The following is a 17,792-nucleotide window of genomic DNA, read 5'->3' as shown; positions in this document are numbered from 1 at the left end:
GGGGCGAACATCATACCGGGAAAGCCTGGCGCGCCATATCACGCAAAGTGCGGTGCTTATGGCTTAAAGGCATAAGCACGCAATCAGCCGGTCACGAAGCGGGTCCATTCCTCGCGCGTCAGTTGCTCAATCAATTGCTCCTCGTCGTGCGCCCTCAAGGCTTGCACCTTACGCACCAGCAGCAGGTACGCGCCTTCGCTCATCTCCGCACTTTCGACTTGCGCCTGCGCACGCTCCATTTCTCGATCGTATTGCCCAAGGCGCGCGTCGAACCGCGATCGGTATTTACGCGCCAGAAACTGCCGCCAATATTCTGCTTGCACCAATAAAGCCGGCCAGTCGAACTGAGCTTCGGCGGCCACGATCATTCCGTGCATCCTGGTGATTGAGTTCGCATTGGGACCGCCCAGTGTCCTGGCCAAACGCTCTTCGAATCCAAGGGGTAAATCCAGGCTGTGCGCCAACGCAATGCGGCTGGCAAGGATCATGCTGCTCACCACATCCCACGTTTGATGGCGGTCGAAACGCAACACCATCTCATCGATGGCCTGCAACCGTTTCAGGGCTCGAAAGTAATTCAAGAGTGGCGCCGCATCACCGTCCGTGTCGCGGGCGAGCAGTTCGATCGGCAGGAACTCAAGCTCCAGCGCATTGAGTGATAACAGCCAGCCATCCACCCCGCGATTGAGCTCGAAGCGGTGCTGAAACAGGATCACGGCCAGTTGCTCGTTATGGGTTGCACTCTCGATCAACTGCCACACGCGGCGCGTCAGGTCTTCTCGCAGCGCCCGAAAGCCGGTGGCGATGAGCGACGGATAGGCCGCGATACATGCCAGCAACTCAAAAAAACGATCAGACATCGGGCGTTGCTGCAGTTGCGCCCAAAGTGCCTGGTAGTGGGGAACCTCAGCGAAAGGCAGCACCGCCAACCATGTGTCGGGGCGTGTGGATGCCGCTGCGGGCTGGGCGCCCAGGCCAAAATCGATATCCGCCTGCCCCGGCCACTCACGGTAGCGGCGCATCATTTGCAGGGAGCCCTGTGAAAGCGGGTTGCCTTGCAAATTCATCGCTCGATGAACATTCGGGTAAATGAACAAATCGAGGCTGGTCAAGATCGATATTCGATTGTCACGCAAATCAAAGACCTCCAGTGATCGCAAGATGGCGGCGCCAAGGGGCAGGCTTTCAATTTGCGTATTGCGCAGGTTAAGCACGCGCAACTTCGTCAACCCATGCAGCTTCAAGCGCTGCCCCAGTCTCAGTGGGTTTACCGATAAATCCAGTGTCACCAGGCTGGTCATTTCAGCGAGCAGTAGTACGTCCCCCAGTTGAAGCTTGAGCCGATTATTCGAGAGGTTGAGCAGCGATAAATAGCCCAGCTGTGCCAACCCGACGGGAAGGCGCTGCAGATGATTACCGTTGAAAAACACCCAGCGAAGCTGCGGAAAACACCTGAAAAAACTGGTTGGAATGGTTTCCAGCCGATTGTTTTTCAGGCTCAACAGTTTTACATGACCGAAATAGGCGCCCAGCGGCGGCAAATCATTTAATGCCAAGTCATCCAGGATGAGTTCATACGGTACCCCGCGAACGGAGTCTTCTTTAGCCCAGCAGCGCTGAATGCGCGCAGCCGCCTCACGTTGTGCGGGCAAGTCCTCGGGCTTACCCTGTCGGCACCATCGTTCAAGGTTGGCATTCAAGACGGCGCGCTCTCTGAACATGAAGTTGATCGCGCTTTCCCGCTCTCGGACGGAATCACTCAGGCCCTGGAGCAGCGCGAAGGCCTGCTCATCGGTTTTCGCCGGAAACAGCTGTCGCAGCTTGGCGACGTGTTCACGGTCCACCGGCCCCCAATGATCACCGCCGCTCAACGGGTAACCCATGCGCCCATCCGCCAGGCGCCGTGGCGGGACGTACCAGGGGCGTCGCTGTGGGTCGAACAGGCTGAGGGCGCGTTGCGAACGCTGTTCGATCTCCCGGCGTAGCGCATCGTGGGTGTAGTGCAGCGCTTCACGTTCAATCGACGGTAATGCGTCCAACAGCACCGCCAGGAACGCCCCGGGACGCCCGGTCGGTTGCCGTTCACCGTTCGCTTGAAGAATGTAGGCCTGATAATCCACGTCGACCGGTTCCAGTATCCGTCTGAGCGCGCCGTCGACCGGGCCGATGCTATCGATCAGGCGACCGCGCTCCCACACCTCGACCCGCAGGTGGTTCGGCCATCCGTCGATGTCCGGCAATGTATGCAGGATCAGTCTCGAGGTGTCTTCACTCGCTGCAGCCGGCAGATACAATCCCTCCAGCGCCCTGATCTTGCGCGCGACGCTCACCCGCCAACGCGCGGCCGACATCAGGCTCAAGGGGATGCGGCCGGCCTGCAGGCTGAGGCGCTCCTGCGCGGTGACGTCGCGCACCAGTTCTTCGGCGAGTGCCGCCGTCAAACTGGGAAAATCGCGCTGCAGCACCTGCGCCAATGGATCGCCCGATGGCTGCTGTTTTTGGCCCAGCGCCTTGAAAAACAGGCGCTCCATGTGGGGCCGGTTGCGCGCGACCTCGGCCTCGAGCACCGCGACCTGCTCGGCGCGGGTGGCCGCCTGCCCCACCAACGTCTCGGCGCTGTCGGCACCGACCTCGCCGAGCAGCCTGTCGAAAAAATCCCGCCCCGTATCCACGCCGGTGTTGATCCGTTGATGCCGCATGAAGCGCTCGACGGTCTCCACCACGATTGCCGGCGCGCGCTCATTGCGCAGATGTATCCGGCGCAGGACGTCCGCTGTCACCCCGCTGATCTGCTGAATCTGCTCGATGGCATCCGCCGGCACTGCACGGGTAAACGGCCCCAGGCGCTGGAACGCCTTGGCGCCGTCCCACGTCAGCGGGTTTTCCCATTCGTGCCGCCAGGCGCCGGCACCGTTGTGGCTCAACAGCGGGGCATACGCATCGTTCAGGGACGGGTGCAATAGGCGCCATGGCTGCTCCGCCACCTTGAAATAAGCATCGTCCAGCCACAGGTAGCGCTCCGCCCCCAAGTGGTAAAGGCCAAGGGCATCAGGCTCTGCGGCGATACGGGCGGTATCGACATGACTGACGTAGTGCGCGATCTCGCGCCGGTCGGGATAAAACGCGCCATCCGGCGCACGATGGCGCAACAGGGCGCGAGCGACCTGACGCCGAAAGTCGGCAACGCTGTGCTCCGCGCTCAAGCCGAGTAGACGCCGGTCATCGTCGGACAGCTGGCGCATGATCGCCAGATAGAAACCGTTGGCACCACTCAGCATGGCGCCGGTGCGCGACTCACGGTGGTAATACGGCGAAAATCGCCCTTGGCCCTGATCAATGACCACCACGCTGCGGTCCTGCGCCCCCTGCGAAACATAGGGCAGCGCTTGCGTGGCCGGGCTGACGAGCAACGCCTGGGCGCTGCCGTCGCGCAGCACGCTGTGGGCGAAATGCGCGGCCCAATCCTGGGTTTGCCGGTCGAATCGGCGCGGATGAAAAAGCCCATCGACGATGGCTTCGCGGCGCGTCACCAGGCGTGCGGCGCGCAATGCGTCATAAAGCGCCTCGGGTTGCAGTTGCGACTGCAGCAGCTGGGTTTGCTGATGCTCCGATAACGGGTGTTCGCGCAACACCTCGAGCAACCGCGCCATGCTCAGTTCGGGGTGCAAGGCCCGTAGTTGGGTAATCACCGCCGGTACGGGCTGGTCGGGGCTGACGCGCTCGGGCAACAATTTGAGTACCGATGCACTGGCACCCACCGCGTCAGCACGGCAGGTGTCGGCAAACCGCGTGAGCGCGTCAAACAGATCGTTCCTCAAGGCCTTGGCTTTCGTCGCCAATTGCTGGCGAAGCAACTGCGCGTCACCCGAAACAAGCGTCGGCACCAACGCCACAATGGCCTGTGCCACATGGGCGGTGAAGCGGCGCGGCGTGGCATAGGCGAACTCATGATTTTCCAGCGCGGTCAGCGTAACCACTGCCGTTGTCGCACGCGTTGCCTCCTTATTGTAGCGACGCACCTCCAGGCCCTGATGGTCTTCAATGCTCAACGACATTCCCGCCGGCCAACCCTCCAACTGAGTAAGCAGCGGCGCCATGACGTCCAGCGCGTCGACGGGTGCGGGGCGGCTGGGGTCAGCGTCTGCGGCCAGCCAATCGATCAGCCGGTCGGCGCGCAACCGATGCACGGCGTCGACCAAAGACGCCGACGCTGGCGCGCCCTCCCATACCTGGTTCAAGGTCTCTGCCGAGGTCGCGCTCGTTTCGAGTAAAATCTCGATTTGCCGTGGCAATACGTCCTGGCTGCCGAGCATTCTTTCGAGCACCTGCGGGCTCGACAGATGCCGGTGTTCAGGCACGGCGCTGTAGCGCTGGGACAAGCGTTGATACAAGTGCTGATGGCGACGCAGCACGCTGCGCCCCAAACGCGTATGCAATCGACCACTGATCAGTAAATCGGCAAGGTCGGCAAACCCCTGGAGCAATTCGGCAGGCTCGCCGAGCAGCGCCTGCCGCCCCCCTTCGACCAACGCTTGCTCCATCGCTATGAACATCGCAAACGCCCTCACCCGCCCCAACCCTTTTAACGCCCCCGGCACCGGGATCAGCAGCACATCGAGGATTTCCCCGATCAGGGTCTGGAACAGCTCGATCATGGTGGGCATGAAACCGGGCGTCTGGTGCGCCAATTCCTGCAGATTGGCACGACTGCGCTCGCGATAGAAATCGTTCAGGCTCAGCGCCGGGGACTTTTGCACGACGTTGCGCACATAGCCGACTTTATCGACGATGTTGACGCTCGGAATGACACGGGCCAGCCAGTCGACCAGTTTTTCCAACCCCTCAAGGTCGCGACGCGGCTGCGCGGTTTTACCGATTTGCTTGAGCCGCGCACAGTCACGCAGCCACATGATCTGATACAGCCAATCGACCCGCCCCGCGCGGTAGGCCGCATGAAACTCCGCATGAAACACCTCGCAGGCTTGCCGATGGCTGGCATGATGACGCAGCGACCCGCCGGGGCGATTCGGGATAAAACTGAAAGCCCCCTTGCAACCGCTGACGGAAAAAACGATGTGGGGAATGCTCAAGCTGTCGCCGGGAGGCTGGCCGGCGTAATGCCCGACCAAGCCGATCGATTGTGGCAACCAACTGATGTTGTCCGTCCCATGGGGCACGAAAAGCAGCATTTCCTCTACGCGCTCCCAGCGCGCTTCTCCCGCCAGCGCACGTTTCACCTGCTGGTATTTGTCCCGGTCGACGCGGCTGGCTTCGGTGTTTCTCAAGGCCTCGATGAGGGCGAACTCAAACTCGGCATTCGCCAACCGCATGATGCTGCTGCCCAGCGAGGCGTTGGCCTGCAGCGCCTGGTCGAGACGGCGACGCAGTTGCCCGCCGAGATCGAGCCGGCGCACCAGCGCAATGAATTCGCCGGCGGTCGCGTTGATGTTCCTGTCGAGGTAACTGGCATCGGCCAGGCCGGTGCGGCCGGGGTAGCTCCAGCCGGTCAGGCCGTCATAGTTCATACAGGCGGCGTCCCATAAGGTCACGCTAGAGATCTTGATCTCATCGCCTTTCAATTCGCGCCGGACGCGACCGGAGTGCTTGAGGTAGCGGGTATTGATCTTCGCCACCTTGGGGTCGATGTACTGGCCGGTCAGGGTTATCAACGCGCTGCGCAACGACTCCAGGGCATGTAGCTCGAACGCTTCGGTGAGTTGGCGGATGCCCTGCTCCATGGTGTGCTGGGCATCGATCCAGGCCCTTTGCAGGCGCACGTACTCACGTTTTTCGGCAAGATCGAGCCCGCCGAGAAGGCCGTCGAACTCAGCTCTCAAGCCATCCAGGGCTTGCAGGACTGACCACTCCAGGCCGGCCATCAAGGGTGCGCGCTGCTGCGCGATAAAAGCGCTCAGCGTGTCCTGCGGTGTGGGGGTAATCGGCTCGCTCATGGCTCTGCTCCTGAAAAGCTCAGCCTATCGCCTCGCCGTCAGCGTCTCAGGTAGCTATGTAGCGCCATGGATCAGCCGTGGTTCTTGTCGAAAACCGCCGGTCCCATCGCCGCAATCTGGCCCTCGATCAACGCATCGAAGGGTTTGAGTAACGGCTCGAAAGAAGTGGGCGCCTCCAACACCTGCAACGCCTGCACAATCGCCTCCACCGTCGACAAGGCTCCGGGGCCCGGCGCCTTGCGCAGCCGGTAGCGCGAGACGGCGCCCGCGGCCAGCGTCACCCTGGGCAGCGCCGCCAGCAGCGGGTTGAGGTGCAACAGCTTGCGCGCCTTGCGCCAGGTGCCGTCGGGGACCACCAGCAACAACGGCTCGTCACTCGGCCCATAAGCCTGCAGCGGCTGGGCATCGTCTGCCGGAAACAACAGGCGCGCCTGATAGCCGGGCGGGTTCAGCAAGCTCGGCAGATCGTCGAATACCTCGCCCACCACCAACTGCGCATTGTTCAAGCCCAACGCCGCCAACCGCGCGGTATTGAGCGCATGGTTGACCTCGCTCGGGTGCTGCAGCAGCAACACGCGGGTGCGGCTGTCGAGGCTGGGGATCAGCGCGCACAGGCAATGGGTGGCGGGCCGCAGGCAACGGGAACACTGGGGTCTGGACATGGTTTTTCAGGCCTGGTTGAGCTGGGTTTTGAGCAAGTCGCGAAACGTCTGGATCAGCGGCTCGCGGCTACGGCCACGGCGCATGATCATCGAGAACGGCGCCTGGTAGCCGAAGGTCGCCGGCAGCAGCACGCGCAGGTCGCCCTTGTCGGCCCAGGCCTGGGCGTAGTGTTCGGGCAGGTAGCCGATGTAGGCGCCGGACAGCACCAGGATCAGTTGCGCCTCCATACTTTCCACGGTGGCGGCGCTGTGCTTGAAGCCGTGGCGCGCCAGTTCCGCCTGGCTCCAGTAGCCGCGCCCGACCATGCGCTGCTGGGTGATCACCTGTTCGGGGATGCGCCGCTCATTGAACAGCGGGTGCCGGGTGCTGCAATACAACCAGTGTTGTTCACGGTACAGCGGCATGTAGATCAGCCCGCTCATGCGGTTGGAGAACGCGCCGATGGCCAGGTCCAGGCGGTTGTCCTGCACACCCAGTTGCAGTTCGTAAGGGCTCAGCACCGACAAATGCAGGTGCACCGCCGGGTGTTCCAGGCTGTAGGCGCCGATCACCTCGGCGAACGGCAGGGCCTTGTCGCTGACGGTGGAGTCGAGCACGCCGAGCTTGAGTGTGCCGCGCAGCTCGCCTTTGAGCGCGGCGGCGTATTGCTCGAAACCTTCCAGTTCGCCCAGTAGCCGCAGAGTCTCCTGATGGAACAACTCGCCCTTGCTGGTCAGGCTGAACCCGCCCCGGCCACGGTGGCACAGCACCAGGCCCAACGCCGATTCGAGCTGGCTCATATAGGTGCTGATCGCCGAGGTCGACAGGTTGAGCTCGTGCTGTGCATTGGCGAACCCCTGGTGGCGCACGACGCTGACGAAGATGCGCAGGAGTTTCAGGTCAGGCAAGGCGTTGGCCATGGTCGGCTCCGGGGAGGTGATCGCAGTAGTCTACCTGCCGGCATTAGTTTAGAAAAATCTGAACTAAGTATTTGCCTCTGCCGATTCTTCCCACTCCGGGCTTTTCGCAGAATCGGCCGCTAATAAACACAACACGATGAGGCAATCCCGTGGACAAGATTTTCCACCAACCACTGGGCGGCAACGAAATGCCGCGCTTCGCCGGCATCGCCACCATGATGCGTCTTCCCCATTTGCAATCGGCCAAGGGCCTGGATGCGGCCTTTATCGGCGTGCCGCTGGACATCGGCACCTCGCTGCGCGCCGGCACCCGCTTCGGCCCCCGGGAAATCCGCGCCGAATCGGTGATGATCCGCCCGTACAACATGGCCACCGGTGCCGCGCCGTTCGATTCGCTGTCGGTGGCCGATATCGGCGACGTGGCGATCAACACCTTCAACCTGCTCGACGCCGTGCGGATCATTGAAGAAGCCTACGACGAGATCCTCGAACACAACGTCATCCCCATGACCCTGGGCGGCGACCACACCATCACCCTGCCGATCCTGCGGGCGATCCACAAAAAACACGGCAAGGTCGGGCTGGTCCACATCGATGCCCATGCCGACGTCAACGACCACATGTTCGGCGAGAAGATCGCCCACGGCACCACCTTCCGCCGCGCAGTGGAAGAAGGCCTGCTCGATTGCGACCGCGTGGTACAGATCGGCCTGCGCGCCCAGGGCTACACCGCCGAAGACTTCAACTGGAGCCGCAAGCAAGGCTTTCGCGTGGTGCAGGCCGAAGAATGCTGGCACCACTCCCTCGCGCCGTTGATGGCCGAAGTGCGCGAAAAAGTCGGTGGCGGCCCGGTATACCTGAGCTTTGACATCGACGGCATCGACCCGGCCTGGGCGCCCGGCACCGGCACCCCGGAAATCGGCGGGCTGACCACTATCCAGGCGATCGAAATCATCCGTGGCTGCCAGGGCCTCGACCTGATTGGTTGCGATCTGGTAGAAGTTTCGCCGCCTTACGACACCACCGGCAACACCTCGTTGCTGGGCGCCAACCTGCTGTACGAAATGCTCTGCGTACTGCCCGGCGTGGCGCACCGCTGATGAGCACCCATGAGGTGTTGAAAGCGGCGGCCGACCTAGTGTCGGCCTTCGCACGCAACGACCGCGAGGCTTACTTCGGCGCGTTCAGCGCCGATGCCAGCTTCGTGTTCTACACCCTGCCCCAGCCGCTGCTCAGTCGCGATGCCTACCAGGCATTGTGGGACAGCTGGCGCCGGGACGAGGGGTTTGAGGTGCTGTCCTGCGTCTCGAGCAACGCCGTCGTCAGCCTGCAGGGTGATGTGGCGATTTTTATGCATGACGTGGCCACCGAGCTGCGCATGAACGGGGAGCAATTCAATAGCCAGGAACGCGAGACCATTGTCTTCAGACGGCAAGGGTTGGACGTACAACAAAAACAAGGCCTGTGGCTGGCCTGTCACGAACATTTGTCCGCTATGTCGGAAGGGCTGCCGCCCCCTTAGCCAATGTGATCGGAGCTGATCATGAATAATAAAAACAACGAAAACAGTATTCGCAAGATAGAAACCAACGGGGTCGAACAGATCCCGGACCATGAACGTACCGCCGGGCCCAAGGATCTGTTTCGCCTGATCTTCGGCGGTGCCAATACCTTTGCCACAGCGGTGTTGGGTGCCTTTCCGGTGCTGTTCGGCCTGTCGTTCCAGGCCGGTGTCTGGGCGATTGTGCTGGGCGTGCTGGTGGGTGCGCTGATCCTGGCGCCCATGGGCCTGTTCGGGCCGATCAATGGCACCAACAATGCTGTGTCGTCCGGGGCGCACTTCGGTGTCCACGGGCGGATCGTCGGCTCGTTTCTGTCATTGCTGACGGCGATTGCCTTCTTCTCACTGTCGGTGTGGAGTTCGGGCGATGCGCTGGTCGGCGGTGCGAAGCGGCTGATCGGCCTGCCGGAAACCGACCTGACCCTGGGCCTGGCCTACGGCGTGTTTGCCATCCTGGTGCTGACGGTCTGTATCTACGGCTTTCGCTTCATGCTGTGGGTCAACCGCATCGCGGTGTGGGCGGCGAGCCTGCTGTTTCTGCTGGGGATCTTCGCGTTCGCGCCGACCTTCGACAGCCACTTCGCCGGCAGCGTGGCCCTCGGCCAGAGCGGTTTCTGGGCCGCGTTTATCGGTGCGGCGCTGGTGGCCATGAGCAACCCGATCTCCTTCGGCGCGTTCCTCGGTGACTGGTCGCGCTACATCCCGCGTGAAACGCCGAAAATTCGCGTCATGCTGGCGGTGGTCGCGGCACAGATCGCCACCTTGATCCCGTTCCTGTTCGGCTTGGCCACCGCGACCATCGTCGCGGTCAGGGCACCGGACTACATCGCGGCCAACAACTACGTCGGCGGTCTGCTGGCGGTGGCGCCGAGCTGGTTCTTCCTACCGGTGTGCCTGATCGCGGTGATCGGCGGCATGTCCACCGGCACCACGTCGCTGTATGGCACGGGGTTGGACATGTCCAGCGTGTTCCCGCGCCTGCTGTCGCGGGTCAAGGCCACGCTGCTGATCGGGGTGATGTCTATCGCCTTCATCTTTATCGGACGTTTCGCCGCCAACCTGGTGCAGAGCGTGTCGACCTTCGCGGTGCTGATCATCACCTGCACCACCCCGTGGATGGTGATGATGATCATCGGTCTGATCGTGCGTCGCGGCTTCTACTGCCCGGACGACCTGCAGGTATTTACCCGCGGCGAACGCGGCGGGCGCTACTGGTTCAGCCACGGCTGGAACTGGCGCGGCCTGGGGGCCTGGATTCCGAGCGCGTTGGTGGGGCTGTGCTTCGTCAACCTGCCGGGGCAGTTTGTCGGGCCATTGGGCAACCTCGCCGAGGGCATCGATATCAGCCTGCCGGTGACATTGGGGCTGGCCTCGGTGGTGTACCTGAGCTTGCTGCGCCTGTTCCCGGAACCGGCTGCCGTGTACGGCCCTACCGATCCACGCAGCGAACGCACGGACGTGCGCGCTGAACCGGCGCTGTAAAAAGCCGCCTGATTTCCATAAAAAAGATAATCGGAGACCCGCCGTCATGGCTTTGGATTTATTCGTCGTACTCATCTACGCCGCCGGCATGCTCGTGCTCGGCTATTACGGCATGCGCCGCGCCAAGACCCACGAAGACTACCTGGTCGCCGGGCGCAATCTCGGCCCGTCGCTGTACATGGGCACCATGGCCGCCACGGTATTGGGCGGCGCGTCCACCGTCGGCACCGTGCGCCTGGGGTATGTCCACGGCATCTCCGGCTTCTGGCTGTGCGCCGCGCTGGGCATGGGGATCATCGCGCTGAACCTGTTCCTGGCCAAGCCGTTGCTCAAGCTGAAAATCTTCACCGTCACCCAGGTCCTGGAAAAACGCTACAACCCCATGGCCCGCCAGGCGAGCGCGGTGATCATGCTGGCCTACGCACTGATGATCGGCGTGACCTCGATCCTGGCCATCGGCACCGTGCTGCAGGTGCTGTTCGGCCTGCCCTTCTGGATTTCGGTGCTGCTCGGCGGTGGCGTGGTGGTGATGTACTCGACCATCGGCGGCATGTGGTCGCTGACCTTGACCGACATCGTGCAGTTCGTGATCAAGACCGTCGGCCTGATGTTTATCCTGCTGCCGATCTGCCTGTACCGCGTCGGCGGCTGGGACGAACTGGTGGCCAAGCTGCCGGCGTCGAACTTCAGCTTCACCGCGATCGGCTGGGACACGATCATCACCTACTTCATGATCTACTTTTTCGGCATCCTGATCGGCCAGGACATCTGGCAACGGGTGTTCACCGCCCGTGACGAAAAGGTTGCCCAGTATGCAGGCACTTTCGCCGGTTTCTACTGCATTCTCTACGGCCTGGCCTGTGCGTTGATCGGCATGGCGGCCCATGTGCTGATTCCCGATCTGGATAACGTCAACAACGCGTTCGCCGCGATCGTCAAAGTGTCGCTGCCCGATGGCATTCGTGGGTTGGTGATTGCGGCGGCGTTGGCGGCGATGATGTCGACGGCCAGCGCCGGCTTGCTGGCGGCGTCCACCGTGTTGACCGAGGACCTGCTGCCACGTTTGCGCGGCGGCAAGCAGTCGAGCCTGAACATCAACCGTCTGTTCACCCTGCTGACCGGTATCGCGGTGCTGGGCATCGCGCTGGTGGTGAACGATGTGATCAGTGCCCTGACCCTGGCTTACAACCTGTTGGTGGGCGGCATGCTGATCCCGCTGATCGGGGCGATCTTCTGGAAGCGCGCGACAACTTCGGGGGCGATTACGTCCATGACCCTGGGCTTCGTGATGGCGTTGGTGTTCATGTTCAAGGATGGCTTGGACGCGAACACGCCGATCTACTACAGCCTGGCGGTGGCGTTGGTGAGTTTTGTCGGGGTGAGCCTGTTGTCGCGCCGACCTGAAACGGAACCGGCGCGGGCCGCCTGAACAAGCACGCGGGAAATCAGGTTTTCTTCAGCGGGTGCGACGTCGGATGTCGCACTCGTTTTTTTTTGCGTGGCGTACCACGCATCGCGAGGGCGGGTTTGCTTGCTCCCACACAAGCCCGTTCCTACACAGATTCTGCGGTGTTCCGACGACTGCGGTTCAACGCCGACGTGGACGACGCTGCTCATCATCCGTGCGAATGGGCACCGGCTGCAGCGGGGGCTCGATCAGGCCCAGCGCAACGCCAAGGTCGTGGAGCCAGGTTTGGATTTTCTCTTTCATGATTGCCCCCTTTGAGGGTAGTGCGGGTCGGCGGAAATTCTTTCGCCTCTTCCTACAAATAGTAGCCCTAACTCCTACACATTGCATGAACGAAACCACAACGAACTATTACCAAATTCATGCAAATACGACAGATCGGTCAGGCGATCGCCCGGCTATCTTGCAGGAACCCTGCCTGGCCTTCGCGCTGCAGTTCGATCCATGCGTTGAGATTAGCGCCGAGCATACCCTTTCGCCACATCAGCCAGGTGGTCGCAGTGGCAAAAGGCTCAGATAGGGGATGAACGGACACGCTGTCCTTGCCTGGCAGGCTGTCGAGCATGGATTCGGACATCAAGGCCACGCCGGAACCGGCGATCACGCAGGCGAGCATGCCTTGATAAGACTCGATCTCAATGGCACGACCCATCGCCACGTGCTCGTGGGAAAACCACGTCTCCAAACGTCGGCGATAGGAACAACTGCGTCGGAAGGTGAACACCGCACGGCCGGCAACATCCTGGGGACCGAGTACTGGCGGGTGGTCGGCTTCGCAAATCAGCATCAGCTTTTCGTCGCACAAGGGCACACCGTCCAGGGACGCGATAGTCAGCGGGCCGTCGACCAGCGCCGCGTCGAGACGCCCGGTGATCAAGCCTTCGAGCAGCTCGCCGCTGGGCGCCGATTGCACCTGCAGATTCACCATCGGATACGCCTTGTGATAGCGCGCCAACAGTTTCGGTAAGTGAATCGCGGCGGTGCTGTACATGCTGCCCAGCACAAAGTCACCGGCCGGTTGCCCGCCTTGCACGGCACCGTGGGCTTCGTCGTGCAGCGCCAGCAGACGGGTGCTGTAGTCCAGCAACACTTTGCCCGCAGGGGAAAGTTGCAGGCGTTGACGTTCACGAACGAACAACTCGACGCCCAGTTGCTCCTCCATCTGCCTGAGCCGGGTCGACAGGTTCGATGGCACGCGGTGCAAGCGCTCGGCAGCGCGGGTGATGGAGCCCTCTTCCGCCACGGCCTGGAAAATGCGCAATTGACTGAACTCCATACCTTTCTCCAAAACTGAACAAGTTGCTCACTATTATTCATTTTTACAGAAAGTCAATCCGCCTTAGCCTGCATGTCATTCGCTTTCCCGCAGGAAACCTTGCACATGTCGCCGTTGACTCGCCTCCTCGCCAGCTTTATCGCCCTGATGATGGCCATGGGCATTGGCCGCTTCGCCCTCACCCCGCAGATGCCACATCTGCTCAGCGAGGGGCAGATTGATCTGACCGGTGCCGGGCTGATCGCCGCCGCCAACTACCTGGGTTACTTCGTCGGCGCGGTGGATTCGATTTTCGCGCGCAGCCATCACCCTGTACGCGGTCGTTTGTACGGCGGGTTGTGGTTGTGCGTGCTGCTGACCCTGGCGTCGTACTGGGCCCATGGGTTCTGGCCGCACCTGCTGTTGCGCTTCGGCACCGGCGTGGCCAGCGCCTGGGCGCTGGTGATGATCACCAGCCTCAGCCAACCGCTGGCGATTGCCGCCGGGCGGCCGCGCTTGGGCGCCCTGGTGTTTGCCGGGCCGGGCCTGGGGATTCTGTTGACCGGCCTGCTCGCGCTGGGTTCGAACCTGCTGGGACAAAGCTCCGCAACACTGTGGCTGGTCTACGGCGGGGTGGCGCTGCTGATGCTGCTGGCGATCCTGCCTTTCCTGCCTCAACCGAGCGTCACTGACACGCCCGTCAGCGACGCGAGCAGCAATGCGAGCATCGCGCACCTGGGTTGGGTTTATTTCCTCTACGGCCTCGGCTACATCATCCCGGCGACCTTTCTGTCCCAGATGGCCAGCGCGCAGTTCAAGGGCGCCTGGCAGGCAGACCTGTTCTGGCCATGCTTTGGCCTGGCGGCTGCGCTCGGGGTGGTCGTGGCGAGCCTGCGCCGCAAGGCCGCGAACACAACCCGCCGCTGGCTGATGACAACCTTATGGTTGCAAGCGGCGGGCGTATTTACCTGCTTGCTCGGCAACGGCTGGGGCCTGGCGCTGGGCGTATTGCTCTGCGGCGCACCGTTTCTGGCGTGTATGCAGTTGGTGATGGCACGCTTGCGCGAGGTGGCGCCCCACGGCTACCAGCGCAGCACTGGGGTGCTGACCGCGAGCTTTGCCATCGGACAACTGAGCGGCCCATTGCTCGCGTCGATAAGCAGCCACCTGAGCGGCGGCCTGCAACCGGCGCTGGTGATCGCCGGTTGCGGGTTGTTATTGGCCGGCGCGCTGTTGCTGCGCCCGGCCGCGGCAGTCAGCCAGCCATCAGCGGCGTTGGCACGCGAGCCTGTTCGCGCCGAGCGAGCACCAGGAAAAACAGCCCACCCAGGAAACAACCGGTGAACCAGGCGAAGTTGGCCATGCCCTGCAAGGCCGGGGTGAACGTGATCGCGACACCCACCAGCGTCGCCGGCAACAGAGCCTTGACCGCCGTCCAGTTCACGCCGCCGTCGAAGTAATAACGCCCGCTCGGGCTGTCATCGAACAGCGCATCCACGTCGATCTGCTGTTTTTTGATCAGGTAGAAGTCCACCAGCAAAATCCCGAACAACGGCCCGATAAACGCGGCGAGGATGTCCAGGGTGTAGTGGATCATCAGCGGGTTGTTGAACAGGTTCCACGGGGTGATAAAGACTGAAGCCACCGCTGCAATCATGCCGCCGGCGCGCCAGCTGATTTTGCTCGGCGCAACGTTGGCGAAGTCGAACGCCGGGGACACGAAGTTGGCGACGATATTGATGCCGATCGTGGCCGTGACAAAGGCAAAGGCGCCCAGCAACACGGCCATGCTGTTGTCGATACGCGACACGGTGGCGATCGGGTCGTGGAGCATTTCACCGAATACCGGCAAGGTGCCCGAGACGATCACCACGGTCACCAGGGAGAACGCCAGGAAATTCACCGGCAGACCCCAGAAATTACCGCGACGCACATCCTGCATGCTGCGGCAGTAGCGGCTGAAATCGCCGAAGTTCAGCGTCGGCCCGGAAAAGTACGACACCACCAACGCCGTCGCCACAATCACCTGGCCGAAAGCCTGCCAGCCCGACAAGGACTTTTCCGCCAGGGTAAAGCTGATATTCGCCCAGCCCGCCTTCCACACGATCCAGCCGGCCAGGGCGAACATCACCGCGTAGACCACCGGCCCGGCCCAGTCGATAAAGCGCCGGATAGACTCCATGCCCGCCCAGAATACGGCCGCCTGCACCACCCACAAGCTGAGGAAACCAAACCAGCCCAGGTAGGACAGGCCAGCGAAGTGCGGCTCTGCATACACGGCCATCTGTGGGAAAAAGCGCAGCACCACGATGATCAGCGCACTCGACGCCAGATACGTCTGAATCCCGTACCACGCCACCGCGATCAAGCCGCGTATCACCGCCGGAATATTCGCACCGAACACACCAAACGCCAGTCGGCAGATCACCGGGTACGGTACAGCCGCTTGCTGGCTCGGCCTGGCCACCAGGTTAGCGATCAATTGCACGATGCAAATGCCCGCGAGCAACGCAATCAGCACCTGCCAACTGGCCAGCCCGAGGGCGAACAGGCTGGCGGCGAAGACATAGCCGCCGACGCTGTGTACGTCGCTCATCCAGAAGGCAAAGATGTTGTACCAGGTCCACTTCTGCGGCAGTGGGCCCAGGTCCTGGTTGTACAGGCGCGGGCTGTAGCCTTTGGGCAATTGTTCGGTCATCGCTTGGCTCCTCGAAATACCCGCCTGCGCTGCCGTAACGGGATGCATACGGAAGGCGGCGCGGTTTGTATACGAAAGAGTCAGCAGAATGCGTGCCAATGGCACACAATCCCCACGGGGCGGGGTGCCAAAGGATGTATCGAGAGTTAGATCGGTGTATACCGCTCAGCAACGGTGCACGCCTTAATCCTGTACACAATCACTTGCACACCCGTTGTGCACACAGGTGCCTGACTGCGCAGCAAGCGGCGCTGAGGAATGTGACCAAGTTGCTCAGGTCATCTGCGCCGTAGGCCGACGGAACAAGGATTTACGGGGCATCGGCACAGCCTCTGTAGGAGCGATTCGCTCCTACAGAAGAGCAAACCGCACTCAGCTCAGTTCAATGCGGTCGGCATGAATCACAATCTGGCCCTGCTTGTAGAGCGCACCAATGGCCTTCTTGAAGTTGCCTTTGCTGACGCCGAACAAGTTGCTGATCACCGCCGGGTCGCTTTTATCGCTGACCGGCAGGCTGCCGTTGTTTTCGCGCAACTTGGCGAGGATCTTCGAGTTGAGGCTGGAAGCCGCTTCCTGGCCGACCGGTTGCAGGCTCAGGCTGATATTGCCGTCGGCGCGGATTTCCTTGATAAAGCCCTTCTCTTCCTTGCCCGGACGCAGGAACTTGAACACTTCGTTCTTGTGGATCAGGCCCCAGTGCTTGTTGTTGATGATCGCCTTGAAGCCCATGTCCGTGGCCTCGGCCACCAGCAGGTCGACTTCCTGGCCAACCTGGTAGTTGGCGGGCGTCTTGTCCAGGTAGCGGTCAAGGCGCGCGGTGGCGGTGATGCGCTTGGTGTGTTTATCGAGATAGACATGCACCACGCAATATTCGCCAGCGGTCAATTGACGCTTTTCTTCCGAATACGGCAGCAACAGATCCTTGGGCAAGCCCCAATCGAGGAAGACACCGATGCTGTTGACTTCCACAACTTTCAAACTGGCAAATTCGCCAACTTGAACTTTTGGTTTTTCAGTGGTGGCGATAAGTTTGTCATCGCTGTCCAGATAAATGAATACGTTAAGCCAGTCTTCATCTTCACTGGGAATATCTTTGGGGATATACCGATTAGGCAAGAGGATTTCACCGTCTTGCGCACCATCCAGGTACAAACCAAAGTTAGTGTGTTTAACCACTTGCAAGCTGTTGTAGCGCCCGACTAAAGCCATTTCCAATACCCTCATTGCGTGGGCGGCATTCTACCCGAGTTGCGTCCGGCACGCGCGCACGCCTGAAAATTCGCGGGTTCGCATGGCATTCTACCGGCACCGCCCCGCTCGTCTGATCAATCGGCTGAATTCCGCCGCGCCGGCGGCGCCCGACAGACCGCGTGGTTTCGAGTTAAAACAGTAAGTTAGAGGCTTATTTCGACGACGAACTTTGCCGATTTCAGCCAGCGCACCAAATACAAGGGGATATTTACCAAGCAATTGTCAAGCATTTCCTGTACGATGCCTGGCCAAGTTAATTTTCTACAGGTTAGTGGCCGCCATGCGCGTAAAAGCATCCAACAGCAAAGCAAAGCCAGCTCCCGCCGTCGAAACCAGCGAGTCGATCAACAGCCAGATCGCTGCGTTCCTCAAGTCCGGTGGCGAAATCCAGCAGATTGCCAAGGGCGTCAGCGGCCAGACTTTCGGCCCGTCCAAGCAGATCAGCCTGGGCAAGAAGTAAGCTGACCGCGCAACACACCTGGTCCCTAAGCGTCTTGCCAACAAGGCGCTAGGACTAGAGCCCGAAACACCCCATTGCTTCTCCCGCGACACAAAATCGACCAA

13 protein-coding genes are annotated in these 17,792 nt (G+C 61.5%); 6 read left to right on the top strand and 7 right to left on the bottom strand.

The window, feature by feature from the left end; translation table 11 throughout:
• Nucleotides 1-83: 83 nt before the first annotated feature.
• The 3 genes from NR164_RS10515 to NR164_RS10505 all read right to left on the bottom strand — a co-directional run bounded on the left by NR164_RS10515 (nucleotide 84) and on the right by NR164_RS10505 (nucleotide 7,513).
• Entirely contained in the window at nucleotides 84-5,951 is a 5,868-nt protein-coding gene (locus tag NR164_RS10515) for a protein phosphatase 1 regulatory subunit 42 (RefSeq protein WP_256822728.1), read from the bottom strand.
• A gap of 71 nt (nucleotides 5,952-6,022) precedes the next feature.
• Nucleotides 6,023-6,613: a tRNA-uridine aminocarboxypropyltransferase gene (locus NR164_RS10510; RefSeq protein ID WP_108524715.1), complete on the bottom strand. Its 591-nt coding sequence runs from the start codon at nucleotides 6,611-6,613 to the stop codon at nucleotides 6,023-6,025.
• A 6-nt stretch (nucleotides 6,614-6,619) separates the two neighbouring features.
• Nucleotides 6,620-7,513, bottom strand: a complete 894-nt coding sequence (locus NR164_RS10505) for a LysR family transcriptional regulator (RefSeq protein WP_017845303.1) — start codon at nucleotides 7,511-7,513, stop codon at nucleotides 6,620-6,622.
• A 149-nt stretch (nucleotides 7,514-7,662) separates the two neighbouring features.
• Here NR164_RS10505 and speB point away from each other — a divergent pair, with 149 nt between their 5' ends.
• Genes speB through NR164_RS10485 form a run of 4 tightly spaced genes read left to right on the top strand, consistent with a single transcriptional unit; the run spans nucleotide 7,663 to nucleotide 11,985 of the window.
• A complete protein-coding gene (speB, locus tag NR164_RS10500; RefSeq protein ID WP_017845302.1) occupies nucleotides 7,663-8,613 on the top strand; it encodes an agmatinase in 951 nt (316 codons plus the stop codon).
• Nucleotides 8,613-9,035: a nuclear transport factor 2 family protein gene (locus NR164_RS10495; RefSeq protein WP_017845301.1), complete on the top strand. Its 423-nt coding sequence runs from the start codon at nucleotides 8,613-8,615 to the stop codon at nucleotides 9,033-9,035. Before speB ends, NR164_RS10495 begins: the two co-directional genes overlap by 1 nt.
• Before the next feature lie 21 nt (nucleotides 9,036-9,056).
• Entirely contained in the window at nucleotides 9,057-10,556 is a 1,500-nt protein-coding gene (locus NR164_RS10490) for a cytosine permease (protein WP_256822727.1), read from the top strand.
• Between the two features lie 46 nt (nucleotides 10,557-10,602).
• Nucleotides 10,603-11,985: a sodium:solute symporter gene (locus NR164_RS10485; protein ID WP_046382476.1), complete on the top strand. Its 1,383-nt coding sequence runs from the start codon at nucleotides 10,603-10,605 to the stop codon at nucleotides 11,983-11,985.
• 159 nt (nucleotides 11,986-12,144) lie between these two features.
• On the opposite strand, the gene NR164_RS10480 is transcribed toward NR164_RS10485, so the two are convergent.
• Both NR164_RS10480 and NR164_RS10475 read right to left on the bottom strand, forming a co-directional pair.
• Entirely contained in the window at nucleotides 12,145-12,267 is a 123-nt protein-coding gene (locus tag NR164_RS10480) for a PA1414 family protein (RefSeq protein WP_017737772.1), read from the bottom strand.
• A 139-nt stretch (nucleotides 12,268-12,406) separates the two neighbouring features.
• Nucleotides 12,407-13,300: a LysR family transcriptional regulator gene (locus NR164_RS10475; protein WP_017845298.1), complete on the bottom strand. Its 894-nt coding sequence runs from the start codon at nucleotides 13,298-13,300 to the stop codon at nucleotides 12,407-12,409.
• 105 nt (nucleotides 13,301-13,405) lie between these two features.
• Here NR164_RS10475 and NR164_RS10470 point away from each other — a divergent pair, with 105 nt between their 5' ends.
• Nucleotides 13,406-14,623 carry a YbfB/YjiJ family MFS transporter gene (locus NR164_RS10470; RefSeq protein ID WP_256822726.1) on the top strand — a complete coding sequence of 406 codons (1,218 nt, stop codon included), beginning with the start codon at nucleotides 13,406-13,408 and terminating at the stop codon, nucleotides 14,621-14,623.
• Here the strand turns inward: NR164_RS10470 and NR164_RS10465 are convergent.
• Both NR164_RS10465 and NR164_RS10460 read right to left on the bottom strand, forming a co-directional pair.
• Nucleotides 14,535-15,977 carry an NCS1 family nucleobase:cation symporter-1 gene (locus NR164_RS10465; protein ID WP_017845296.1) on the bottom strand — a complete coding sequence of 481 codons (1,443 nt, stop codon included), beginning with the start codon at nucleotides 15,975-15,977 and terminating at the stop codon, nucleotides 14,535-14,537. The genes NR164_RS10470 and NR164_RS10465 overlap by 89 nt on opposite strands.
• Before the next feature lie 372 nt (nucleotides 15,978-16,349).
• A complete protein-coding gene (locus NR164_RS10460; protein ID WP_028617391.1) occupies nucleotides 16,350-17,186 on the bottom strand; it encodes a S1 RNA-binding domain-containing protein in 837 nt (278 codons plus the stop codon).
• 322 nt (nucleotides 17,187-17,508) lie between these two features.
• Here NR164_RS10460 and NR164_RS10455 point away from each other — a divergent pair, with 322 nt between their 5' ends.
• Nucleotides 17,509-17,688: a hypothetical protein gene (locus NR164_RS10455; protein ID WP_003193095.1), complete on the top strand. Its 180-nt coding sequence runs from the start codon at nucleotides 17,509-17,511 to the stop codon at nucleotides 17,686-17,688.
• The last annotated feature ends 104 nt before the right edge of the window (nucleotides 17,689-17,792 follow it).

This window comes from Pseudomonas sp. Pse79, from assembly GCF_024519615.1.
GTDB classification, from domain to species: domain Bacteria; phylum Pseudomonadota; class Gammaproteobacteria; order Pseudomonadales; family Pseudomonadaceae; genus Aquipseudomonas; species Aquipseudomonas veronii.
The sequence above is the reverse complement of the archived record's forward strand: the minus strand, read 5'-3'. Positions and strand labels throughout refer to the sequence as shown.

Excerpts from the sequence above, each read along its gene's own strand:
- NR164_RS10455 (WP_003193095.1), top strand. The coding sequence starts at position 17,509 with ATGCGCGTAAAAGCATCCAACAGCAAAGCAAAGCCAGCTCCCGCCGTC.
- NR164_RS10460 (WP_028617391.1), bottom strand. The coding sequence starts at position 17,186 with ATGGCTTTAGTCGGGCGCTACAACAGCTTGCAAGTGGTTAAACACACT.
- NR164_RS10515 (WP_256822728.1), bottom strand. The coding sequence starts at position 5,951 with ATGAGCGAGCCGATTACCCCCACACCGCAGGACACGCTGAGCGCTTTT.
- NR164_RS10505 (WP_017845303.1), bottom strand. The coding sequence starts at position 7,513 with ATGGCCAACGCCTTGCCTGACCTGAAACTCCTGCGCATCTTCGTCAGC.
- NR164_RS10495 (WP_017845301.1), top strand. The coding sequence starts at position 8,613 with ATGAGCACCCATGAGGTGTTGAAAGCGGCGGCCGACCTAGTGTCGGCC.
- NR164_RS10480 (WP_017737772.1), bottom strand. The coding sequence starts at position 12,267 with ATGAAAGAGAAAATCCAAACCTGGCTCCACGACCTTGGCGTTGCGCTG.
- NR164_RS10465 (WP_017845296.1), bottom strand. The coding sequence starts at position 15,977 with ATGACCGAACAATTGCCCAAAGGCTACAGCCCGCGCCTGTACAACCAG.
- NR164_RS10490 (WP_256822727.1), top strand. The coding sequence starts at position 9,057 with ATGAATAATAAAAACAACGAAAACAGTATTCGCAAGATAGAAACCAAC.
- NR164_RS10475 (WP_017845298.1), bottom strand. The coding sequence starts at position 13,300 with ATGGAGTTCAGTCAATTGCGCATTTTCCAGGCCGTGGCGGAAGAGGGC.
- NR164_RS10510 (WP_108524715.1), bottom strand. The coding sequence starts at position 6,613 with ATGTCCAGACCCCAGTGTTCCCGTTGCCTGCGGCCCGCCACCCATTGC.
- NR164_RS10470 (WP_256822726.1), top strand. The coding sequence starts at position 13,406 with ATGTCGCCGTTGACTCGCCTCCTCGCCAGCTTTATCGCCCTGATGATG.
- NR164_RS10485 (WP_046382476.1), top strand. The coding sequence starts at position 10,603 with ATGGCTTTGGATTTATTCGTCGTACTCATCTACGCCGCCGGCATGCTC.